19 protein-coding genes are annotated in these 22,089 nt (G+C 61.7%); 3 read left to right on the forward strand and 16 right to left on the reverse strand.

Annotation, left to right across the window (positions count from 1 at the left end; translation table 11 throughout):
• Positions 1-32 precede the first annotated feature (32 nt).
• From rsmG to ABQJ48_RS06410, 14 genes are all read right to left on the reverse strand, one after another.
• Positions 33-716, reverse strand: coding sequence for a 16S rRNA (guanine(527)-N(7))-methyltransferase RsmG (gene rsmG / locus ABQJ48_RS06345; protein ID WP_367836761.1), 684 nt, complete (start codon positions 714-716; stop codon positions 33-35).
• Positions 713-2,671 carry a tRNA uridine-5-carboxymethylaminomethyl(34) synthesis enzyme MnmG gene (mnmG, locus tag ABQJ48_RS06350; RefSeq protein WP_367836763.1) on the reverse strand — a complete coding sequence of 653 codons (1,959 nt, stop codon included), beginning with the start codon at positions 2,669-2,671 and terminating at the stop codon, positions 713-715. Before mnmG ends, rsmG begins: the two co-directional genes overlap by 4 nt.
• Positions 2,672-2,842: 171 nt before the next feature.
• The gene (locus ABQJ48_RS06355) at positions 2,843-3,595 is read right to left on the reverse strand and encodes an ABC transporter ATP-binding protein (protein WP_367836765.1); all 753 of its coding nucleotides are present in this window, start codon (positions 3,593-3,595) and stop codon (positions 2,843-2,845) included.
• A gap of 11 nt (positions 3,596-3,606) precedes the next feature.
• A complete protein-coding gene (locus tag ABQJ48_RS06360; protein ID WP_367836766.1) occupies positions 3,607-5,391 on the reverse strand; it encodes a branched-chain amino acid ABC transporter ATP-binding protein/permease in 1,785 nt (594 codons plus the stop codon).
• Positions 5,392-5,395: 4 nt separating this feature from the next.
• Positions 5,396-6,451 carry a branched-chain amino acid ABC transporter permease gene (locus ABQJ48_RS06365; RefSeq protein WP_367836768.1) on the reverse strand — a complete coding sequence of 352 codons (1,056 nt, stop codon included), beginning with the start codon at positions 6,449-6,451 and terminating at the stop codon, positions 5,396-5,398.
• A 208-nt stretch (positions 6,452-6,659) separates the two neighbouring features.
• Complete coding sequence (locus ABQJ48_RS06370; RefSeq protein WP_367836769.1) at positions 6,660-7,820, reverse strand: ABC transporter substrate-binding protein; 1,161 nt, start codon at positions 7,818-7,820, stop codon at positions 6,660-6,662.
• Between the two features lie 400 nt (positions 7,821-8,220).
• Positions 8,221-9,387, reverse strand: a complete 1,167-nt coding sequence (locus ABQJ48_RS06375; RefSeq protein WP_367836770.1) for an ABC transporter substrate-binding protein — start codon at positions 9,385-9,387, stop codon at positions 8,221-8,223.
• A gap of 521 nt (positions 9,388-9,908) precedes the next feature.
• Entirely contained in the window at positions 9,909-10,880 is a 972-nt protein-coding gene (locus ABQJ48_RS06380; protein WP_367836771.1) for a branched-chain amino acid ABC transporter permease, read from the reverse strand.
• Positions 10,880-11,764: a branched-chain amino acid ABC transporter permease gene (locus ABQJ48_RS06385; RefSeq protein WP_367837009.1), complete on the reverse strand. Its 885-nt coding sequence runs from the start codon at positions 11,762-11,764 to the stop codon at positions 10,880-10,882. Before ABQJ48_RS06385 ends, ABQJ48_RS06380 begins: the two co-directional genes overlap by 1 nt.
• 221 nt (positions 11,765-11,985) lie before the next feature.
• A complete protein-coding gene (locus ABQJ48_RS06390) occupies positions 11,986-13,200 on the reverse strand; it encodes an ABC transporter substrate-binding protein (RefSeq protein WP_367836772.1) in 1,215 nt (404 codons plus the stop codon).
• 52 nt (positions 13,201-13,252) lie between these two features.
• Positions 13,253-14,011: an ABC transporter ATP-binding protein gene (locus ABQJ48_RS06395; RefSeq protein ID WP_367836774.1), complete on the reverse strand. Its 759-nt coding sequence runs from the start codon at positions 14,009-14,011 to the stop codon at positions 13,253-13,255.
• A complete protein-coding gene (locus ABQJ48_RS06400) occupies positions 14,008-14,787 on the reverse strand; it encodes an ABC transporter ATP-binding protein (protein WP_367836775.1) in 780 nt (259 codons plus the stop codon). The genes ABQJ48_RS06395 and ABQJ48_RS06400 overlap by 4 nt, the downstream gene beginning before the upstream one ends.
• Positions 14,788-15,073: 286 nt before the next feature.
• The gene (locus ABQJ48_RS06405; protein ID WP_367836777.1) at positions 15,074-16,789 is read right to left on the reverse strand and encodes a GMC family oxidoreductase; all 1,716 of its coding nucleotides are present in this window, start codon (positions 16,787-16,789) and stop codon (positions 15,074-15,076) included.
• Between the two features lie 99 nt (positions 16,790-16,888).
• Positions 16,889-18,427: a CoA-acylating methylmalonate-semialdehyde dehydrogenase gene (locus ABQJ48_RS06410; protein ID WP_367836778.1), complete on the reverse strand. Its 1,539-nt coding sequence runs from the start codon at positions 18,425-18,427 to the stop codon at positions 16,889-16,891.
• 141 nt (positions 18,428-18,568) lie between these two features.
• On the opposite strand from ABQJ48_RS06410, the gene ABQJ48_RS06415 reads away from it, so the two are divergent.
• Positions 18,569-19,468 (forward strand): LysR family transcriptional regulator, encoded by a 900-nt coding sequence (locus ABQJ48_RS06415; RefSeq protein WP_367836780.1) that lies wholly within the window; start codon positions 18,569-18,571, stop codon positions 19,466-19,468.
• A gap of 293 nt (positions 19,469-19,761) precedes the next feature.
• Here ABQJ48_RS06415 and ABQJ48_RS06420 read toward each other — a convergent pair whose 3' ends face one another.
• A complete protein-coding gene (locus tag ABQJ48_RS06420) occupies positions 19,762-20,253 on the reverse strand; it encodes an Lrp/AsnC family transcriptional regulator (protein WP_367837011.1) in 492 nt (163 codons plus the stop codon).
• 281 nt (positions 20,254-20,534) lie between these two features.
• On the opposite strand from ABQJ48_RS06420, the gene ABQJ48_RS06425 reads away from it, so the two are divergent.
• On the forward strand, positions 20,535-20,825 hold the full coding sequence (locus ABQJ48_RS06425) for a 4a-hydroxytetrahydrobiopterin dehydratase (RefSeq protein ID WP_367836781.1): 291 nt from the start codon (positions 20,535-20,537) through the stop codon (positions 20,823-20,825).
• 104 nt (positions 20,826-20,929) lie between these two features.
• Here the strand turns inward: ABQJ48_RS06425 and ABQJ48_RS06430 are convergent, their stop codons facing one another.
• Positions 20,930-21,154 carry a DUF3717 domain-containing protein gene (locus ABQJ48_RS06430; protein WP_367836783.1) on the reverse strand — a complete coding sequence of 75 codons (225 nt, stop codon included), beginning with the start codon at positions 21,152-21,154 and terminating at the stop codon, positions 20,930-20,932.
• Between the two features lie 162 nt (positions 21,155-21,316).
• On the opposite strand from ABQJ48_RS06430, the gene ABQJ48_RS06435 reads away from it, so the two are divergent.
• Positions 21,317-22,003, forward strand: a complete 687-nt coding sequence (locus ABQJ48_RS06435; RefSeq protein WP_367836784.1) for a response regulator — start codon at positions 21,317-21,319, stop codon at positions 22,001-22,003.
• Positions 22,004-22,089 lie beyond the last annotated feature (86 nt).

Consider the following 22,089-nt stretch of genomic DNA (forward strand, 5'->3'; position numbering starts at 1 on the left):
GCTGCTTATTGCACGAGGCCGGCTGCGGGGTCTCAGTTGTTGGCGCTTACCACGACCTTGACCAGGTGCCGCTCGGCAGCGAGTGACGGCACGTTCAGGCGGATGACTTCTTCGACGCGCGCGCCTGCCGGCAAGCGGTCGATTTCGCCGTCCGGGCGCATGCCTTTCATCGCCCAGATCGCGCCGTGCTCGGCAACCAGATGACGGGCCAGTGTAACGAAATCGGCGAGTTCTGCGAATGCGCGCGAGACAATTACGTCGAACTTTGCTGGTACTTCGGCGCCCGGCTGCAAAGTCTCGACGCGGCCCGTGACAACCGACAGATTCGTCAGGCCAAGTTCTGCCTTGGCCTGTGCCTGGAACGCAGTCTTCTTCTGAACGATGTCATTCACCGTCACCGTCCATTCAGGCAAAACGATTGCGAGGACGATCCCCGGCAAGCCGCCGCCCGAACCGACGTCCAACACCGACGACGGGCCGCGCGCCGCAAGATGCGGGACGATGGAAAGCGAATCGAGGATGTGCTGCACTAGCATCTGCTGAGGGTCGCGAATCGCGGTCAGATTGTAGACGGCGTTCCACTTCGCCAGCAGCGCAACATAGTCGAGGAGCTTGGCCTGCTGAGCGTCGCTCAGATCGAGACCGAGTTCGCGGACACCGCTTGCCAGCAATGGTGACAACGCCTGTTGAGCGCCTCCCTTCTGGCTGACCGTCATTGCGTCACCGGCGTGCCATCGGTGCCCGGTTCGGCGGGTTTCGTCGAACGGCGGCCCAAGCCGCGCTTCAGATGGACCATTAGCAGCGAAATGGCCGCCGGCGTAATGCCGGAGATACGCGATGCTTGACCAATGGTCTCCGGTCGGAATTGCGTCAGCTTCTGACGCGCTTCAAATGACAGACCTCTGACTTCCGCATAGTCCAATTCCTCGGGTAGACGGGTACTTTCATGCGCCCCGTGCCGCTCGATCTCATCGGCCTGGCGGTCGATATAACCCTGATACTTGATCCCGATCTCGATCTGCTCCTTGATCTGGGCGAGCAACACGTCGTCTTCGGCGAGGGTTTCAGGCGCGCCGCATCCACCGGCTCGCAAACCGCAAACACCGTCGTAGCTAACGCCGGGCCGACGAAGGAGATCGGCGAGGCTATATTCGTGGTCGATCGGCTTGCCGAGCAAAGCCGTCGCTTCATCAGCAGGTAAAGTCTTGGGATTGACCCAAGTCGTGCGAAGGCGCTCTGTTTCACGTGAAACAGCGTCGCGCTTGCGGCTAAACGCATCCCACCGGATATCATCGACCACGCCGAGCTCGCGGCCGACCTCGGTCAAACGCATATCAGCATTGTCTTCGCGCAGGCTGAGACGATACTCGGCCCGGCTCGTGAACATCCGATAGGGTTCAGACACACCGCGCGTCACCAGATCGTCGACTAGCACGCCGAGATACGCCTGGTCGCGACGCGGGCACCACGCTTCCTTGCCCTGGACGTGCAACCCCGCATTAATCCCCGCCAACAGGCCTTGAGCGGCCGCTTCTTCGTAGCCGGTCGTGCCATTGATCTGCCCGGCAAAGAACAACCCGTTGATAACCTTGGTCTCTAGCGAAGCCTTCAGTCCACGCGGATCGAAGTAATCGTATTCGATCGCGTAGCCCGGCCGAAGAATGTGCGCGTGCTCCAAGCCGCGCATCGAACGCACGAGTTCGAGCTGCACATCAAACGGCAGGCTTGTCGAAATCCCATTGGGGTAGAACTCGTTGGTCGTCAGGCCTTCCGGTTCCAGGAAAATCTGATGTGATTCCTTCGACGCGAAACGATGGATCTTGTCCTCGATCGAAGGGCAATAACGCGGCCCTACGCCCTCGATCACGCCCGTGTACATCGGCGACCGATCAAGACCGCCGCGGATGATGTCGTGCGTGCGCCCGTTGGTATGCGTGACCCAGCACGGCACTTGCCGCGGATGCTGGTCGACGCGACCAAGGAACGAGAACACGGGCACCGGATCGAGGTCGCCCGGCTGCTCTTCGAGCTCGGAGAAGTCGATCGTGCGGCCGTCGATACGCGGCGGTGTACCGGTCTTGAGCCGGCCCTGCGGCAGCTTTAATTCCTTCAGGCGGGCGGACAGGGAAATCGCCGCAGGATCGCCCGCGCGGCCGCCGGTGTAGTTGTTCAGGCCCACGTGAATCTTCCCGTCGAGGAAGGTCCCCGCCGTCAAGACGACTGCGCGCGCACGGAAACGAATTCCCACTTGCGTCACTGCCCCGACGACACGGTCGCCTTCCACCATCAGATCGTCGACTGCCTGCTGAAACAGCCACAGGTTGGGTTGATTTTCCAGGCGATGCCGGATCGCCTGCTTGTATAGCAGTCGGTCGGCCTGAGCACGCGTCGCCCGAACGGCGGGCCCTTTCGACGAGTTCAGGATGCGGAACTGGATGCCGCCCTCATCCGTCGCCACCGCCATTGCACCGCCGAGCGCGTCGACTTCCTTGACGAGATGACCTTTGCCAATGCCGCCGATCGACGGATTGCAACTCATCTGGCCGAGAGTTTCGATGTTGTGAGTCAGCAGGAGCGTCGTATTGCCCATGCGCGCGGAAGCCAGCGCGGCCTCCGTGCCGGCATGACCGCCGCCAACGACGATGACGTCAAATTCTGTGGGAAAAAGCATCGCGGATCTCACGCAGGATCTTCGCGTGAGCCTTTCAGAGGAAATGGATGGGCGAATTATAACGGGTTCGGTTTAGGCCCGAATTCCGGCCGACCGCGGAGCCATAAAAAAAACGGTGTGTTTCACGTGAAACACACCGCTTCCATCGAACAACCGGCGAACAAGGGCAGGCTAGGCGACCTTCTTGGCGAGCCCCAGATATGTTTCGATCACGCGAGGATTTTGCGCCAAATCGGCGGCAACGCCTTCCAGCGCCAGTTCGCCCGTTTCGAGCACATAGCCATAATCCGAAATCTGTAATGCCGCGCGCGCATTCTGCTCAATCAGCAACGTCGCGACGCCGGTTTGCCGCAGTGCACTAATAATGTGGAAGATTTCCTTCACGATCAGTGGCGCGAGACCGAGACTGGGCTCGTCCAGCATCAGGAGATCGGGCTTGCCCATCAGCGCGCGGCCTACCGCCAGCATCTGCCTCTCACCTCCGGACAAAGTACCGGCAGCCTGCTTGCGGCGTTCCTTGAGTCGGGGAAACAGCGTGAAGACCGGTTCGAGCTGGTCGAGGAAATTGCGCTCGCCGGCGCGCTTGCGTCGATAGGCGCCGAGAACGAGATTGTCCTCGACCGTCATCGAGGCAAACAGCTCACGCTTTTCGGGCACCAGACACATGCCTCGCGCCACCCGCTTCTCGACCGCCACGGCGCTGACCTCTTCACCGCGATAGACGATCGCACCTTTCGCGTGCCCTGTGGTTGGCAGCGCGCCCATGATCGCGTTCAACAACGTGGACTTGCCAGCGCCGTTCGGCCCGATTACCGAAACGATCTGTCCGGGCCGGACTTTGATCGCCGCGCCGTGTAGCGCCTCGACTTTGCCGTAGCGGACCGACAGACCGTCCACTTCCAGAACCGGCGTGGCAGCATTCATTGTGTTCTCCATCACTCCACCCCGCCCAGATAGGCTTCGAGCACCGCCGGATCCTGCTGAACGTCCAACGGCAAGCCTTCCGCGATTCGGGTTCCAAACTCCATCACCACCAGCCGGTCGGTGAGATTCATCACGAAATCCATGTCGTGTTCGACTAGCAGCACACTCATGCCTTCGGCCTTCAGCCGGCGCAGCAGATCCGCAAGCTGCAGCTTTTCCTGGTAACGCAAGCCGGCTGCCGGTTCGTCGAGCAGCAAGAGCGTCGGATCGCAGCACAATGCGCGGGCGATCTCGAGGATCCGCTGCTGGCCGAGCGCAAGACTGCCTGCTTCGTCGTACATATGGTGCTCGAGCCCGACGCGGCGAATCTGCCGCGCCGCTTCGGCCATCAGGCGCGCCTCTTCCGCGCCGTTCAGGCGCGCGACGCTGCGCCACACGCCCGCGTGTCCGCGCAGATGCGCGCCGATCGCGACGTTCTCCAGCACGGTCATCCCCGGCAACAGTTTGACGTGTTGAAAAGTCCGGCCGATCCCGCGCTTGACGATTTCGCGTGAATTGAGGGAATCGATCCGCTCGCCGCGGAAAGTGATCTCGCCGCTGGTGGCCTGCAACACGCCGGTGACGAGATTGAATGTAGTCGACTTGCCAGCGCCGTTCGGCCCGATCAGGCCGATGATCTGCCCCGCTTTCACCTCGAAGCTGACATCGTTCACGGCAACCAGCCCGCCGAACTGCTTGCGTGCCAGGTTGACGGTCAGGAGATCTTCACCGGCCCGGGGCTTGCTGCGCTGCGGCAACGGTTTCGCATGATCGCTCACGTGAGCGCGCGGCCCGCGCGGGAAAAAACGGGCGACGAACGGCCAGACGCCTTGCCGGGCGTATTGCAGCAGTACCACCATCAGGATGCCGAACACGATCACTTCGAAGTTGCCGTTCTCGCCCAACAGCTTGGGCAACAGCGTTTGCAGATAGTCTTGGAGCAGCGTCAGGATCGCCGCACCGAGGACTGCGCCCCAGACATGCGACACGCCTCCCACCACCGCCATGAACAGAAACTCAATGCCGTGATTCAGACCGAACGGCGTCGGATTCACCGCGCGTTGCAGATGGGCGTAGAGAAAGCCCGAGACGGACGCCAACACGGCGGCATACACGAAGATGACGACACGCATCCAGCCCGTATTGACGCCCATCGCCTCGGCCATCATGCCGCCACCGCGCAGCGCGCGAATCGCCCGACCCGGCCGGCTGTTCAGCAGATTCTGAACAGATACCACCGACCCGAGCACGACCAGCCAGATCAGGTAGTAGATATGGCGGCCCGACTCCAGGTTGATGCCGAAAACGTTCAGCACCGGAATCCCATTGATGCCGTCGTACTTGCCGAGCATTTCGAGATTGCCGAACAGGTAGAACAGCGCCAGCCCCCAGGCGATGGTGCCGAGCGGCAGAAAGTGCCCGGACAGCCGCATCGTCACCAGGCCCAGCATCAGGGCGATCAACGCCGTCAGGACGACACCCGCGATCAGCGCGAGCCACGGCGAGACGCCGTACTGGGTGGTCAGATACGCGGTCGCGTACGCACCGATGCCGACGAATGCTGCCTGCCCGAAGCTCGTCATTCCGCCAATGCCGGTCAGCAGCACGAGGCCGATCGCGACGATCGAATAGAGGCCGATGTAGTTGAGCAGCGTCACCCAGTACTCCGGAACGTGGATGGGCTGCGGCAACACCGGCAGCGCGAACAGCACCACCAGGAACAACCAGAAGAACTTGTTTTGCATGATCCATTTCATTGCGTCACTCCTCTTCCTCTTCGGCGTGCGGGCTGGCAAGACTTCGCCACAGCAGCACGGGGATGATCAGCGTGAACACGATCACTTCTTTGTAAGCGCTCGCCCAAAACGACGAATACGACTCCAGCAGCCCCACCAAAATCGAACCCGCCGCCGCCAGCGGATAGCTGACAAGACCGCCGATAATCGCCCCGACAAAGCCCTTAAGACCGATCAGGAAGCCCGAGTCGTAGTAGATGGTGGTCAGGGGTGCGACGAGGATGCCGCACAGCGCACCGAGCCCCGCAGCCAGCGTGAACGCGAGGCGCCCCGCCTGCGTGGTGCCGATGCCGACGAGCCGCGCACCGAGCCGGTTCACCGAGGTCGCGCGCAAGGCCTTTCCGGAGATCGAGCGGTCGAAGTACAGATACAGCGCGCCAATTAACACGACCGCGGTTCCCAGCACCCACAGGGCTTGCCCGGAGATCGACAGGCTGCCGGCGTTGAACGTCGCGTCGGAAAACGCGGTCGTGCGCGAGCCTTCGGCACCGAACATCACCAGCCCCAGGCCGACCATCGCGAAGTGCACGGCCACGGCCACGATCAGCAGCAGCAGCGTGCTGGCCTCCGCGATCGGCTCATACGCGAGCCGGTAGACGAATGGCCCCATCGGAATCACGATCAGCAGCGTCAGCGCGATTTGCACGATCATCGGCAGCGGCTGAACGGACAGGCCGCGGGTGAGCGCGTAGACCGCAATGGGAAACAGCAGATATTTCCCCACCAGCATGACGAGCGTGCGTGCCGCGTGCCGCCGCCGTTCAGGATGGCGCGCGAGTCCCGCGACTTCCACGACGAAGCACGCCGCCCCCATCGCCATGAGCAGCCAGCAGGTGGCCGGAAATTTCTGTGTCTGCAGCGCGGCGAGCGTCAATGCGCCGTACGAGACAAATTCCCCCTGCGGGATGAAGATCACCCGCGTCACGGAGAACACCAGCACTAGCGCGAGCGCGAGCAGCGCGTAGATCGCGCCGGTGGTAATGCCGTCCTGCGCGAGGATCGCCGCAATTGATAGATCCATACTTCCTCGTCATGAAGCGTCGAAATCGAAAAACGGGAAACGGTCGTGGCGCGGAAATTCGCAGCCGTGCGCCGACCTGCAATGCGCGAAAAGGCAACCGCCGCGCCAGAACGCGGCGCGGCGGTCGTTGCCATTGTCATCGAACAGAATGGCAATTCGGCGTCATGCGCCGCGGATTGCGCGAGAGGCGCGTATTGCTTTTTTATGCTTAGTCGTTCTGCAGCTTCCACTTGCCGTCGACGATCTGCACGATCACGCGTGCGCGCTTGTCGAGGCCATTGTGGTCAGTCGTCGTGGTATTCATGATGCCGTGAGACACCGGCAGTTCCTTGATGTTTTCAAGCGCGCTTCGCAGTGCCACGCGGAACGCTTCGGTGCCCGGCTGAGCAGTCTTCAGCGCGACCGGAATGGCGGCTTGCAGCATCTGGCCGGCATCCCATGCGTGACCGCCAAAGGTCGCCACCGAACCTGCGCCATACGCTTTCTCATAGGCCGCCTTATATGCTTCCGACGACTTCTTCACCGGATTCGACTCCGGCAATTGATCGGCGACGAGAATCGGACCGGCCGGCAGCAATTCGCCTTCGCAGTCCTTGGCGCACACGCGCAGGAAATCGTTATTCGCGACGCCGTGCGTCTGATAGATCTTGCCCTTGTAACCCCGCTCCTTCAGCGTCTTGGCCGGCAACGCCGCGGGCGTGCCCGACCCCGCGATCAATACGGCGTCCGGATTGGCGGCCATCGTCTTAAGCACCTGGCCAGTTACCGAAGCGTCCGTGCGATTGAAGCGCTCGTTCGAGACGATCTTAAGATGGTTCGCGTTGGCAGCGGCGGTAAACACGTTGTTCCAACTGTCGCCGTACGCATCCGAGAAGCCGATAAAACCGACTGTCTTCACGCCGTGATGCGCCATGTAGTCGGCGATCGCGTCAGCCATCAGACTGTCGTTTTGCGGCGGTTTGAAGGCCCATGCGCGCTTCGCGTCCATCGGAGAGATGATTGCGGCCGATGCCGCCAGTGAGATCACCGGCGTCTTGCTTTCGGCTGCGGGGTCGAGCATCGCCAGCGCATTCGGCGTGACCGTCGAACCGATGATCGCGTCGACATGATCTTCGTCGATCAGCTTGTGGGTGTTTTGCACTGCCTTGCCGGTATCGGACGCATCGTCGAGCACGATGTACTGCACCGTCTTGCCGCCGATCTCTTTCGGCAGCAGTGCAATCGTGTTCTTCTCGGGAATCCCGAGCGATGCCGCCGGTCCCGTGGTCGACAACGTCACGCCGATTTTCACCTGCGCGAACGCGGCGCCCGCGCCGCACATCAACGCCATTGCGATGCCGGTGCGTACCCATTGCCTTGTTTTGTTCATTGCGAGTCTCCAAACGCCTTGAAACGCGTATCTATGATCCCGGCTGACGGGCCGGGTGTCCGAATCTGGTTATAGGGCTCAGATGTGCCAAGCATGGTTTTCCCTGCTCGACGCGAATACCTTCGCCGTTTCGTCGGATATCACTCCCCTGCTCACCGCCTGTGTGACGCTGCGATTTCCCACACGAGTGACCTCGTTCACTGCTGCGAACCTGCGCGAATAAACACTAACATGTTAGTAGTATTGCGTTCTGCATCATTGACGGTCAATAGACCTCAGATGAAATGCGGGTTTGTCCTGAAGCGACGAAACCACACTTTTCACGCGACGCGGGCAATAAAAAAGACGCGTCAGTTGCACGCGTCTTTTTTCTATGAGCTTCGAAACGGTTCCTCTTGGCTCAGTCGTCAGACAGCTTCCACTTGCCGCCGACGATCTCCACCATCACACGCGCGCGCTGATCGAGGCCAGCATGGTCGTTTGCGCTCATGTTGAAGATGCCGTGCGACGCGGGCATGTCTCGCGTGGTTTCCAACGCTGCGCGCAGCGCCTCCCGGAACGCGGGCGTGCCGGGCTGGCCTTGCTTCAGCGCGAGCGGAATCGCCCGTTGCAGCAGAAAGCCGGCGTCCCACGCGTGACCACCGAAGGTCGATACCGAGCCAGCGCCGTTGGCGGTTTCGTAAGCGTGCTTATAAGCCAGTGCGCTCTTTTTCACCGGATTCGAATCCGGCAGTTGATCAGCGACCAGCAGCGGGCCAGCCGGCAGATACGTGCCGTCGCAATCCTTGCCGCACACGCGCAGGAAGTCGTTATTCGCGACGCCGTGCGTCTGATAGTACTTGCCCTTGTAGCCGCGCTCCTTGAGCGTTTTCTGCGGCAACGCGGCAGGCGTACCGGCACCTGCGATGAGCACCGCATCCGGGTTCTGCGACATCATCTTCAGCACCTGGCCGGTGACCGATGCGTCGTTGCGCGCAAAGCGTTCGTTGGCGACGATCTTGATCCTGGCGAGATCGGCGGCCTTGCCGAATTCCTTGAACCAGCTCTCGCCGTACGCGTCGGAGAAGCCGATGAACGCGACTGTCTTCACGCCATGACGGGCCATATGCTGCGCGATCGCGGTCGCCATCAGAATGTCGTTTTGCGGTGTCTTGAAGACCCACTTGCGCTTCGCATCCATCGGCTCGACGATGCTGGCCGCGGCGGCCATCGAGATCATCGGCGTGGCGGTTTCAGCGGCGACGTCGGTCATGGCGAGCGAGTTGGGCACGACGGTCGAGCCGATCAACGCATCAACGTGGTCTTCGCTGGTGAGCTTGCGGGCGTTCCTGACCGCCTGGGTCGAATCCGTCGCATCGTCAAGCACGATGTACTCGATCTTTTGACCCGCTACTTCTTTAGGCAGCAGTGCAATCGTGTTCTTTTCCGGAATGCCCAGCGATGCGGCCGGCCCCGTTGCCGACACCGTCACGCCGATCTTGACGTCCGCGAATGCCTGACCGCTCCATGCCGCGGAGGCTGCGATAGCGACTAATGCCGCGCTAATCCAACTCAATGCCGACTTCATCCCACTCCTCGGTCTACCCCGTTATTCGATTGAAATTAAATCCGTGGATTTAAATGCCGACCCAGCGGTCGGTGAATAGCAAGTTTAGCGGACGAAAGCTCCGCGCCGCAAGCGATTTGCGGGGTTGAGCCGAACTGGGATCGTGAAAAGCCGGCAATAAAAAGCCGGCCGAATGAGTGAAAGAAGGAATTGGCGTTTTAGGAAAGCACAAATAAAAAGCGCTGTTGGATATCAATCCAACAGCGCTTTCGTCTGGGCACTGAGTGCCTCATTGTCTCCTCGTTCTCCACCTGCAAATTTCGTGGTGCATCAGAACTGCATGAAGATTAAACGAGCCCCCCTTTGACTACAACTAGCACTTACCCTAGTGGTGCAAAGCGGCACCGATGTGGGGCGCGTGCTCCCGGTTTCCCGGCGTCCGTCATCAAGCAGACGAATGCCGCCGCTTACCTGCAAGCAACCGTCTTTCAAATGACGCAAATTACATCGGACACCGAATCAACTGCCTACGCCTTCGACTGTCAAGCGCGCAGCGGCCGCACCCGCGCGACGATCTCGCCGACAATGCCGCGCCGGAATGCCAGCACGCAAGCTATGAAGATCATGCCCGTCACGATGGTCACCGACTCGCCCAACGAGCGGAACCAGTCGATGCCAGTCGCCCCCGCGAGCGCCCCGCCCAGATCGCCGAGCCGGTCCTCCAGCGCGACGATCAAGGTCGCACCGAGCAATGGCCCAAATAGCGTACCCATCCCGCCGACCAGCGTCATCAGTATCACGAGGCCCGACATGGTCCAGTACGCGTCACCCAGCGTCTCGAAGCCCTGCACCAGCACCTTGAGCGAGCCCGCTAGTCCGGCGAGCCCCGCCGACAGAACGAACGCGAGCAGCTTGAAGCGATCCGTGTCGTAGCCGAGCGATACCGCGCGTGGCTCGTTTTCCTTGATCGCCACCAGCACTTGCCCGAAAGGTGAATGCACGATTCGCACGATCAGTAGAAATGCCAGCACCATCACGGCCAGGACGACGTAGTACAACGCTACATCCGACGACAGATCCAGCAATCCGAACAGCTTGCCGCGCAGCACGCCTTGCAGGCCATCCTCACCGTGCGTGAACGGCGCTTGCAGGAATACGAAGTAGACCATTTGCGCGAGCGCGAGCGTCACCATCGCGAAGTAGATACCCTGGCGGCGAATCGCGAAGAATCCGGCGACCAGCCCCAGCAAGGTCGCGGTCGCGGTGCCGACGAGCACGCCCAGTTCCGGCGAAAAGCCGAGCGTCTGCATCGCATAGCCGGTGACGTAACCGGCCGACGCGAGAAACATCGCGTGACCGAACGACAGCAAGCCGGTATAGCCGATCAGCAGATTGAACGCCGCCGCGAATAACGCGAAGCACAGCACCTTCATGACGAAGAGCGGATAAATGCCCAGCATAGGCACCGCAACAAGCGCGATCAGCAGCAAACCGTAGAGCACTTTTCTCTGCATCATTTTTCCTTGCCGAACAGGCCGGCCGGCCGTACCAGCAACACGAGCGCCATGATCACGAAGACCACGGTGGCCGACGCTTCGGGATAGAACACGCGGGTCAGCCCTTCGATAACACCCAGCATCAGGCCGGTCAGAATCGAGCCCATGATCGAACCCATCCCGCCGATCACGACGACCGCGAACACGGTGATGATCATGGGCTGGCCCATCAGCGGCGACACCTGAATGACCGGCGCGGCCAGCACGCCGGCGAACGCGGCCAGCGCGACGCCGAAGCCGTAAGTCAGCGTGATCATCAGCGGCACGTTGACGCCGAACGCTTCGACCAGCTTCGGATTCTCGGTACCCGCGCGCAGATAAGCGCCGAGGCGCGTCTTTTCTATAACGAACCAGGTCGCGAAGCACACCGCCAGCGACGCGACGACCACCCAAGCACGATAATTCGGCAGGAACATGAAGCCGAGATTGGTCGCGCCCGAGAGCGCCGAAGGCACGTCGTACGGCTGGCCGGACGACCCGTAGATGGAGCGGAACACGCCTTCGACGACGAGCGTGAGCCCGAAGGTCAACAGCAGTCCGTACAGGTGATCGAGCTTGTATAGCCAGCGCAGCATCGAGCGTTCGATTGCGACGCCGAACAGCCCAACGATCAGCGGGGCCAACACCAGCATGACCCAGTACGGCAACCCGAAATACGTCAGCCCCATCCACGCGAGCATGGCACCGAGCATGAACAACGCGCCGTGCGCGAAATTGATCACGTTGAGCAGGCCGAAGATCACCGCTAGCCCGAGACTCAGAATCGCGTAGAACGAGCCGTTCACGAGCCCCAGCAGCAGCTGGCTCAGCATTGCCGGAAGCGGAACGCCAAAGATATCCATTGAAGCCCTTAACCCTGAAGCCATTGCCAAGGTGAGATCGTTCACGAACGACCCGGCCGGCGCGCGACAGGCGGCAAAGACGCCCGTCGCGCGCGGCATGTGAAACGGTCCTCATACGGTTGGCCTTCTGCCTGCCGGCCGGCGCCGCCCCATTGCGCAACCTGCGGCGAAGCACCCACAACCAGACAGTCAGACGGCCCCGAGAGACCCTCAACCCACGCTTATTTCCACAGTGCGCAGCGCGACTCCGCCTTGGTCGTGAACGCCTGCTCGCCCGGAATCGTCGCGGTGATCCTGTAGTAGTCCCACGGCTCTTTGGATTCGGCCGGCGTCTTCACCTGCATCAGGTACATGTCGTGGATCATGCTGCCATCCTGACGGATATAGCCCTTCGCGTAGAAGTCGTCGATCTTCGCCTTCTTCAGTTGCGCCATCACCTTGTCGGCGTCGGTCGAGCCCACCGCCTGGACTGCCTTCAGGTAAGTCATGGTTGCGGAGTAGTCGGCAGCTTGCAGGCTCGACGGCATCTTCTTCATTTTGTCGAAGTAGCGCTGCGCCCATTTGCGCGTGTTGGCGTCCTTGTTCCAGTACCAGCTGTCCGTCAGCACGAGGCCTTGCGTCGTTTCCAGTCCGAGGCTGTGGACGTCGTTGATAAACATCAGCAGCGCGGCCAGCTTCATCGTCTTGGTGATGCCGAATTCCTTGGCGGCCTTGATCGAGTTGATGGTGTCGCCACCGGCGTTGGCGAGGCCCAGGACCTGCGCCTTCGACGCCTGCGCCTGCAACAGGAACGACGAGAAGTCCGACGCCGACAGCGGATGCCGCACGTCGCCCAGCACCTGCCCGCCGTTCGCTTTCACCACGTCTGCCGTGTTCTTCTCGAGTGCCTTGCCGAACGCATAGTCAGCTGTCAGGAAAAACCAGGTCTTGCCGCCCTGTTTGGTCACAGCCGAACCGGTGCCTTTGGCGAGCGCAGTCGTGTCGTACGCATAGTGGACCGTGTACGGCGTGCACTGCTCGTTGGTCAGCGTGTCCGCGCCCGCGCCGATGCTGATGTAGACCTTGTGCTTCTCGCCCGCGACGGTGTTCATCGACAAACCCGTCGCCGAGTTCGTGCCGCCGACCAGCATGTCGACCCCGTCCCGGTCGAACCATTCGCGTGCGCGCGACGCCGCGATGTCCGCCTTGTTCTGGTGATCCGCGTACAGCACCGTGATGGGCTTACCGTTGACCTTGCCGCCAAAGTCGGCGACCGCCATGCGGATCGCTTCGAGGCCGCCCTGCCCGTCGATATCCGCGTACAACCCTGACAGATCGGTGATGAAGCCGATCTTCACCGAATCGTCGGCCGCTTGCGCGCTGCCCATCGTGAAAGCGGCCCCGGCCGCAACCGCGAAACAAAGTGAGGCAAGCCGCGCGAGTGGGTTCTTTTTCATTCGTGTCTCCTGTTTCTTCGCTTGTGATTATCAGAGGCAACCGGGCGCCCGTTCATACGCCCAGCAAGTCATGCAACACCGGCATCTTGCCTTCGAGTTCCTTTGCCTCGAAGTGCTCGACGATCGTGCCGTGCTCCATCACGTAGAAGCGGTCGGCGAGCGGCGCGGCGAAGCGGAAATTCTGTTCGACCATCACGATCGTGTAGCCCCGCGACTTCAGCGTGACGATCATACGCGCGAGCGCCTGCACGATCACGGGCGCCAATCCCTCCGAGATTTCGTCGAGCAGCAGCAGGCTCGCGCCGGTGCGCAAAATCCGCGCGACCGCCAGCATCTGCTGCTCGCCGCCGGAAAGGCGCGTGCCCTGGCTCGCCCGGCGCTCCTGCAGATTCGGAAACATCGAATAGATTTCCTCGAGCGACATCATGTGCGCCTTGTCGCCGATGGGCGGCGGCAGCAGCAGATTTTCCTCGCACGACAGGCTCGAAAAAATGCCGCGCTCTTCGGGGCAATAACCGATGCCGCAATGCGCGATGCGGTGCGTGGGCAGGTCGATCGTTTCGCGTCCGCCGATGCGGATCGAGCCCGTGCGCCGCCCAGTCAGGCCCATGATCGCGCGCAGCGTGGTGGTGCGCCCTGCGCCATTGCGCCCGAGCAGCGTCACGACTTCGCCGCGGTTCACCGTCAGATCGACGCCGTGCAAAATGTGGGATTCGCCGTACCACGCTTGCAACCCTGCGATCTCCAGCGCAGGCGCAGCGCCGCTGGTGCCGCTCACTTCGAGGCCTTCGCGCTCGACAATCGTATTCATGCGTGAGCTCCGGCGAGCGCCGCGTCAGCGCTGCCCATGTAGGCTTGCATCACCAGCGGATTCTTCGACACTTCGGCGTAGCTGCCTTCGGCAAGCACTTCGCCTCGTTGCAGTACGGTGATCGTATCGGAGATGCCCGCGATCACATTCATGTTGTGCTCGACCATCAGTATCGTGCGACCGGTCGATACTTTTTTGATCAATGCGGTCACGCGGTCGACGTCTTCGTGGCCCATGCCTTGCGTCGGCTCGTCCAGCAGCATCAGCTCCGGTTCCATCGCCAGCGTAGTGGCGATTTCAAGCGCGCGTTTGCGGCCATAGGAGAGCTCGACCGTCGGCACGTCGGCGAAATCGGTCAATCCCACCTGAGTGAGCAAGTCCATCGCACGATCATCGAGCTGACGCAGCGTGCGTTCGCTCTTCCAGAAATGAAAAGCGGTGCCGAGCGAACGTTGCAAGCCGATGCGCACGTTCTGCAATGCTGTGAGATGCGGGAAGACAGCGGAGATCTGAAACGAACGGATGATGCCACGGCGCGCAATCTGCGCCGGCCGTTCCTTCGTGATGTCGACGCCGTTGAAGACGATCTGGCCTGCGCTCGGTTCGAGAAACTTGGTGAGCAGGTTGAAGCAGGTGGTCTTGCCTGCCCCATTCGGGCCGATCAGCGCATGAATGGAGCCACGGCGCACGCGCAGGTTGACACCGTTCACGGCAATGAAGCCTTTGAACTCGCGAGTCAGTCCGCGTGTTTCGAGAATCGTATCGCCGAGAATCATGTTCCCTTCCATACGGAGTTAGGCGAAGCATTACATCTTTTCGCGCGAAGCCCTGCGCGACTATTATGACGGCGGCACCCCTTGCCGCTCGTTGCGTGCTGCACCAACCCGGACATCCCATGGCGCGGCACGCAGCATGGCTGCTATTGTCGCGCCAATGATGCACTGCATTCATCGGGATTTGCACTTAGTGGATCACGCGCGTCCGTACCGGTTCGACGGGTGGACGACGCTCAATCGGTCAAGTGGAACGTCTCTTGCGGCTGGCTCGTCGCGCTCGCGCTTGTCACACTGCGGACATCGACGACAGCGCACCGCTTTGCTCCGCCACCCTCGCGCTTAAACGTGCACGGCGATCTTCGCGGATCATCTCGCTCGCGCGCTCGGCGATCATCAGCGTCGGCGAGTTGGTGTTTCCCGACGTAATGTTCGGCATGACCGACGCGTCCACCACACGCAGCCCGTCGACTCCGATAACTCTTAGCCGATTGTCGACCACGGCAGCGGGATCGTCTGTCGTGCCCATGCGGCAAGTGCCGACCGGATGGAAGATGGTGGTGCCGACCAGACCCGCGGCCTGTTGCAGTTCTTCTTCGGATTGATACTGCACGCCCGGCAAAATCTCTTGCGGCCGATAACGCGCGAGCGCCGGTGCCATGGCGATGCGCCGCGTAAGACGTAATGCATTCGCGGCCACGTGGCGGTCATAGTCGGTGGACAGGTAGTTCGGTGCAATCAACGGGGGCGCCGAGGCGTCGGCCGATTCGATGTGGATGCTGCCGCGCGAAGTGGGCCGCAACTGGCACACCGACGCGGTGAACGCATTGAACCGATGCAGCGGCTCACCGAAGCGATCGAGCGAAAGCGGCTGCACGTGATATTCGAGGTCGGGACGCGTGAGCGACGGGTCGTTTGGATCGGACCTGGCGAACGCACCGAGCTGCGAGGGCGCCATCGACATCGGCCCGCTTTGCAACAGCGCATACTGTATGCCAATCATCAGCTTGCCCCACCAGTGTGCGGAGGCCGTATTGAGCGTGCGCACGCCATCGACTTTGTACGCCATGCGCAACTGCAAATGGTCTTGCAGATTTTCGCCGACGCCGCGCAGGTCTTTGACGACCCCGATACCCAGATTGTGCAGACGTGCCCCGTTGCCGATACCGGACAGTTCGAGCAGTTGCGGCGAGTTGACCGCGCCCGAGCTGAGGATGACTTCGCAACGGGCCTTGGCGAGATAGTCGACGTTCTGGCCACGATATTCGACGCCGCTGCAGCGCCGTCCTTCGAACACGACGCGCTGTGTATGCGCACCGGTGATGACAGTCAGATTCGGCCGCTTCAGAGCCGGGCGCAAGAAAGCTTTCGACGCATTCAAGCGAATCCCGCGTTTCTGATTCACGTCGAAGTAGCCGACGCCCGTGTTGTCGCCGCGGTTGAAGTCATCCGTGGCCGGGATGCCGTTCTGCTGCGCGGCTTTCGAAAACTCTTCGAGAATCTTCCATTTCAGCCGTTGCTTTTCGACGCGCCACGGTCCGCCTGCGCCATGCGCATCGTTGGCGCCGGCATGATAGTCTTCGCTGCGTTTGAAGACCGGCAGCACGGCGTTCCATGACCACGATGGATCGTTGGTCACGCGGGCCCATTCGTCGTAATCCTCGCGCTGACCGCGCATATAAATCATGCCGTTGATCGACGAACTGCCGCCCAGCACGCGCCCGCGCGGATACGACAACGCACGGCCGTTCAGCCCCGCTTCCGGCTGCGTCTTGTAGAGCCAGTCCGTCCGCGGATTGCCGATGCAGTACAGGTAGCCGACCGGCACGTGAATCCAGTGGTAATCGTCTTTGCCGCCGGCCTCGAGCAACAGCACGTGGATATCCGGATCTTCGGTCAGCCGGTTGGCGAGCACGCAACCCGCCGTGCCCGCACCGACGATGATGTAGTCGAATTCGCCTTCCAGCCGACGGCCAGCCGTATTCGTATTTTCGGTTTGGCACATGATTCAGTCTCCTAAGCTTTTTTTCGCGAGCCGCATCGTTCTCATGCGGCCGCGCTGCTCTGCTTTATTTGTTCTGTTCGCGCGGGTAGCCGAAGCGGACTACTTGGCGACCGGCATCGTAAATTCGGCCCCCTTCGCGATACTGTCGGGCCAGCGCTGCATGATGCTCTTGTAGCGCGTGTAGAACCGCACGCCTTCCTCGCCGTATGCGTGATGGTCGCCGAATAAGGACTTCTTCCATCCGCCGAACGAATGCCATGCCATCGGCACCGGAATCGGCACGTTGATCCCGACCATGCCGATCTCGATCTGTCGCGAGAACGCCCGTGCAACCCCGCCATCCGATGTGAACAACGACACGCCGTTGGCAAACTCGTTGGCGTTGATCAGGTCGACAGCCGACGCGAAATCCGGCACACGCACGACACACAGTACCGGTCCGAAAATCTCTTCGCGGTAAATCTTCATGTCGGTCGACACATTGTCGAACAGGGTGCCGCCAAGAAAGAAGCCCTTCTCGTTAGCCGTGACCTGATGACCGCGTCCGTCGACCACGAGGTTGGCGCCTGCCGCAACGCCAGCGTCGATATATCCGACCACTTTCTCGCGATGGGCCGCCGTGACCAGCGGTCCCATCTCGGCCGCCGACTCCATGCCGTTGAGTATCTTCAAGCTCTTCACCCGCGGCGTCAGCCGCTCGATCAGCTCGTCGGCAATGTGTCCAACTGCGACCGCCACCGAAATCGCCATGCACCGCTCGCCCGCCGAGCCGTATGCCGCACCGATCAGCGCATCGACGGCCTGGTCGAGATCGGCGTCCGGCATCACTACCAGATGATTCTTTGCCCCGCCCAACGCCTGCACGCGCTTACCGTGCTTCGTGCCTTCCGTATAGATGTACTCGGCGATCGGCGTGGAACCGACAAAAGACAGCGCACTCACTTCGGGATGGACGAGCAGCGCGTCGACCGCCACCTTGTCGCCATGCACGACGTTGAACACGCCGTCGGGCAAGCCGGCTTCCTTCAACAATTCGGCGAGCCGAATCGACGCGGACGGATCGCGCTCCGACGGCTTCAAAACGAACGTATTGCCGCACGCGATCGCGACCGGGAACATCCAGCACGGCACCATCATCGGGAAGTTGAACGGCGTGATGCCGGCGACCACGCCGAGCGGCTGGCGCAGATTCCAGTTGTCGATGCCACCGCCGATCTGATCGGTGAAGTCGGTTTTCAACAGATTGGGAATGCCGCACGCGAACTCGACGACTTCGATGCCGCGCATCACTTCGCCCTTCGCATCCGAGAACACCTTGCCATGCTCGCGGGTAATCAACTCCGCCAGTTCGTCGTGGTGACGGTCGAGCAATTCCTTGAACTTGAACAGCACCCTCGCCCGCTTGATCGGCGCGGTTTCGCTCCATGCGGGAAAGGCGGCCCGGGCGGCGGCGACGGCCGCGTCCACCTCGGCGACGCTCGCGAGCGGCACCCGTGCGCTCACGCTGCCCAACGCCGGATTGAAGACGTCGCCAAGACGCCCGCTCGTGCCCTCGAGCGCCTTGCCGTTGATGAAATGGGTTAGCGCACGTACGCTGGTCGCGCTGCGCTGCGTTTCGTCCTGAAGTGTCTCGCTCATGTCCGTCCTCGTTGCCGTAACTTTTCTGGTTAGATCGCACGCGCGCTTGGAGCGTGCCCAACGGTTAGCCTAAAACGCTTTGGCGCGACAAATCCAATGAGTAATGTTCAACTGGGCCATAAGCCGCGCTAATATCAGAGCATGGATCTCACTTTGCTCCGGGCTTTTGTTACCGTCGCGCGCGAAGGCAATCTCACGCGGGCCGCGGTGCAGCTCCACCTGACCCAACCCGCCGTCAGCCTGCAAATCGAGCACTTGCAGGAGACGCTCGGCGTGACGCTATTCACGAGGACGTCACATGGCCTCTCGCTCACGCGCGACGGCCAGGCGCTGCTGCCGCACGCCGAACGCGCACTGGGCGCGGCGGCCGATGTGCGGCGTGCCGCCCAATCGCTGCGTCACGAGGTTCGCGGACGCTTGCGGATCGGTACGATCCTCGACCCGGCGTTTCTGCGCCTGGGCGGCTTTCTCAAACAGCTGGTCGAGAGCTGGCCACATATTGAAACGGCCTTGCGCCACGGCATGTCGGGCTGGGTGCTGGAGCAGATTCGCGCGGGGGAACTGGATGTCGGGTATTACATCGGCCTTCCGTCGGATGACGAAACCCGCGACGGCAGCGCCTTTTACGCGCTCACGCTCACCCGGTTCCAGTATCGCGTGCTGGCACCGGCCGGCTGGAAAGATCGCGTCAAAGGGGCGCGCGACTGGCGTTCGCTCGCCGCTCTGCCGTGGATCTGGACGCCGCCCGCGTCGGCGCACAACCGGCTTTTGTCGCGCTGTTTCGACGAAGCCGGCGTGAAGCCGATCAAGGTGGCTGAAGTCGATCAGGAGCCGTCGATGCTCGATCTGGTGAAATCGGGAGTCGGCCTCACGCTGGCGCGGGACGCCACGGCGATCGCCGAAGCGCATGCGCACGCGCTGACTATCGTCGAAGGCATTACGGTGCCGACCCAGCTCAGCTTTATCACGCTCGAAGAACGCAAGGACGAACCGGCCATTGCCGCGGCTCTCAAACTGATCGAACAGCAATGGACGACATAAGCCCCGGGCCCGCCGCAAGCGTCGGCGCACCGTGGGCCGTGTACCGTTGCGATATGAGCGGCGCTAATGCCAAGCATGCGCGCCGTAAGCGTGACGGCAACCGGTTGCGGTTTCGGATTCATCAGCCGACGCAGCAGCCGCACTCGCGTCCGCCTGCACACACCGCCGGGCCCGCAGGGACACTGTGACACCCTTTTTTGCTAGATTGGCGGTTCGCGCTCACCAGCCGGCCCCGGCAGAGTCCGCGTTCAACCAGTCACGACAGCAGCCGCGATCACCGACAAGCGGCGACATCAGCCGGCGGCCGCCCCCGGCGACAGGTGGCCGAGCGGCAACGGCCCGTTGCGCTTGAACGTCGTGAGTACGATGTTCGAGCGCACGCTGTCCACGCCGGGCACGCGCATCAGCTTCTTCATGACGAAGGTCGACAGATAGTTGAGATCGGGGGCGACGATGCGCAGCAGGTAATCGGCATCGCCCACCACCGCATGACACTCGAGCACTTCAGACAGTGCGTCGATTTGTTGCTGGAATTGCTCGATGATCGAATCGCCGTGGTGCTTCAGCTTCAAGCTCGTGAAGGCCGTGACGCTAAGCCCGAGCTTCTCGGGGCGCAGTACGACACGGTAACCGTCCACCACGCCGAGCTGTTCCAGCCGCTGCAAGCGGCGTCCGATCTGCGACGGCGACAACGGCACCTGCTCGGCCAGTTGCTGATGCGTGGCCCTGCCAAAGCGTTGCAGCACGTCGAGCAGCGCGAGATCGAAGTGATCGAGTTCAAGCATGTCGGGGGTCCGCATTCGGTCGCCGTGGGATGCGCGATTATTGCATAGGGCCGTGGCGCTGTTACGCCGATGCGCGCTGTCGGACGCTGTAACATTGCACCGTAGCATCGCGTCCGACGATGCGTTAAGCGGAACGGCTGGCTGACAGAATGGGATGTCGGGGGGCCGCAACGACAACTGCGCTACCCCGACAGACGCGGCAGCAGCCTCGCGTGATCCGTGAAAAAATGCTCGAAGGGGCACGCCACCGGCGCGCCAGTGTCGATCGACGAGGTGACACGATGATTCAGAAACTGACTTCCGACGAGCGCGCCGAACGGCTCGCCCTGTTGAACGGCTGGCAAGCCGTGCCCGATCGCGACGCAATCCAGCGCAAGTTGCAGTTCGCCGACTTCAACGAAACCTTCGGCTTCATGACGCGCGTGGCAATCAAGGCGCAGCAAATGGATCACCACCCCGAATGGTTCAACGTGTACAACAAGGTGGAGATCACACTGTCGACGCACGAGGCCAACGGCGTGTCCGCGCGCGACATCGAACTGGCCTCTTTTATCGACAGTATTACCGCGTAATACAAAAATCCATCGCCTTTCGCGCAGGTTTGTCTCACGTGCACTGCACAATCGCGCTGCACTGAAAGGCCAATGGAGGGAACCGTTCGCGCAAACCTTCAGTTCTACAGGCTATTATTAAGGTGCACGTAAGACTCCCACGCAAGCTTGGCCGCCTCGTCCAAACGATCCAGCGATAGGGTCTGCTGACGCTGTACAATCAACAGCGCATACGGCTTGGAGAGTGCGCTTGCCTCCTTGCACAGAACGAGTTCGTCGCCGCTTGAAGGTGAGCGGGCGCGCCAGAAGTTGATCGCGGCTTCCAGTTCGTGAATGGATATATCGGACATGACTTCGTGATGGCCTGGAGGGCGCTTCGAGGCGGCTCGTTGGCTGCTCGGTGGCGCGTTCTCGCCATGCGGCACGGCACACGTAGCGCGCTGCGTGTGCACCAGGCGCCCCGGCGAACCGCTTGCCAAAACGCCTAAACCCATTGTACTTGAGCGAAATCCATGCGACTCCTTCTGATCGAAGATGACCGCCCCATCGCACGCGGCATCCAAAGCAGTCTCGAACAAGCCGGCTTCACGGTCGACATGGTCCACGACGGCATTTTCGCCGAGCAGGCCCTCACGCAAAACCGTCACGAGCTGGTGATTCTCGACCTCGGTCTGCCCGGCATCGACGGCATGACGCTGCTCGCGCGCTTCCGTCAAACGAATCGCCACACGCCGGTGATCATCCTCACGGCGCGCGACGAACTGAATGACCGCGTCCAGGGCCTGAATTCCGGCGCCGACGACTACATGCTCAAGCCGTTCGAACCTGCCGAGCTCGAAGCGCGCATCCGCGCGGTGATGCGCCGCAGCGGTCCGCACGGCGACATGCCGCGTCCGGAAGTGTCGCTCGGCGGTGTGCGACTGTCGGGCGTCGATCGCCGCATCTTCAACGACGACAAGCCGCTGGAACTGTCGCCGCGCGAATTCGCGGTGCTCGAAATGCTGCTGCTGCGTCACGGCCGCGTGGTCAGCAAGGCGCAACTGCAAGACCACCTGACGCATTTCGGCGGCGATCTCGGCGACACCGCAATCGAAGTGTATGTGCACCGGGTGCGTAAGAAGCTCGAGAACTGTCGTGTCGAAATCGTCACGGTGCGCGGTTTTGGTTACCTGTTGCAGGAAATCCGCCAGGCCGCATAATCGTCGTGAAGGCCGCGAACTGCATCGCGGCTGGACGGCGCCGCGCCGGCGCCGCGCACTGAGTGCGCAGTTCGCCGGCATGCGGC

The organism is Paraburkholderia suaedae, assembly GCF_040812055.1.
GTDB lineage: Bacteria > Pseudomonadota > Gammaproteobacteria > Burkholderiales > Burkholderiaceae > Paraburkholderia.

Excerpts from the sequence above, each read along its gene's own strand:
- ABQJ48_RS06390 (WP_367836772.1), bottom strand. The coding sequence starts at position 13,200 with ATGAAAAAGAACCCACTCGCGCGGCTTGCCTCACTTTGTTTCGCGGTT.
- ABQJ48_RS06360 (WP_367836766.1), bottom strand. The coding sequence starts at position 5,391 with ATGAAATGGATCATGCAAAACAAGTTCTTCTGGTTGTTCCTGGTGGTG.
- rsmG (WP_367836761.1), bottom strand. The coding sequence starts at position 716 with ATGACGGTCAGCCAGAAGGGAGGCGCTCAACAGGCGTTGTCACCATTG.
- ABQJ48_RS06380 (WP_367836771.1), bottom strand. The coding sequence starts at position 10,880 with ATGCAGAGAAAAGTGCTCTACGGTTTGCTGCTGATCGCGCTTGTTGCG.
- ABQJ48_RS06420 (WP_367837011.1), bottom strand. The coding sequence starts at position 20,253 with ATGCTTGAACTCGATCACTTCGATCTCGCGCTGCTCGACGTGCTGCAA.
- ABQJ48_RS06415 (WP_367836780.1), top strand. The coding sequence starts at position 18,569 with ATGGATCTCACTTTGCTCCGGGCTTTTGTTACCGTCGCGCGCGAAGGC.
- ABQJ48_RS06370 (WP_367836769.1), bottom strand. The coding sequence starts at position 7,820 with ATGAACAAAACAAGGCAATGGGTACGCACCGGCATCGCAATGGCGTTG.
- ABQJ48_RS06430 (WP_367836783.1), bottom strand. The coding sequence starts at position 21,154 with ATGTCCGATATATCCATTCACGAACTGGAAGCCGCGATCAACTTCTGG.
- ABQJ48_RS06365 (WP_367836768.1), bottom strand. The coding sequence starts at position 6,451 with ATGGATCTATCAATTGCGGCGATCCTCGCGCAGGACGGCATTACCACC.
- ABQJ48_RS06375 (WP_367836770.1), bottom strand. The coding sequence starts at position 9,387 with ATGAAGTCGGCATTGAGTTGGATTAGCGCGGCATTAGTCGCTATCGCA.
- ABQJ48_RS06395 (WP_367836774.1), bottom strand. The coding sequence starts at position 14,011 with ATGAATACGATTGTCGAGCGCGAAGGCCTCGAAGTGAGCGGCACCAGC.
- mnmG (WP_367836763.1), bottom strand. The coding sequence starts at position 2,671 with ATGCTTTTTCCCACAGAATTTGACGTCATCGTCGTTGGCGGCGGTCAT.
- ABQJ48_RS06355 (WP_367836765.1), bottom strand. The coding sequence starts at position 3,595 with ATGAATGCTGCCACGCCGGTTCTGGAAGTGGACGGTCTGTCGGTCCGC.
- ABQJ48_RS06435 (WP_367836784.1), top strand. The coding sequence starts at position 21,317 with ATGCGACTCCTTCTGATCGAAGATGACCGCCCCATCGCACGCGGCATC.
- ABQJ48_RS06425 (WP_367836781.1), top strand. The coding sequence starts at position 20,535 with ATGATTCAGAAACTGACTTCCGACGAGCGCGCCGAACGGCTCGCCCTG.
- ABQJ48_RS06385 (WP_367837009.1), bottom strand. The coding sequence starts at position 11,764 with ATGGATATCTTTGGCGTTCCGCTTCCGGCAATGCTGAGCCAGCTGCTG.
- ABQJ48_RS06410 (WP_367836778.1), bottom strand. The coding sequence starts at position 18,427 with ATGAGCGAGACACTTCAGGACGAAACGCAGCGCAGCGCGACCAGCGTA.
- ABQJ48_RS06405 (WP_367836777.1), bottom strand. The coding sequence starts at position 16,789 with ATGTGCCAAACCGAAAATACGAATACGGCTGGCCGTCGGCTGGAAGGC.
- ABQJ48_RS06400 (WP_367836775.1), bottom strand. The coding sequence starts at position 14,787 with ATGATTCTCGGCGATACGATTCTCGAAACACGCGGACTGACTCGCGAG.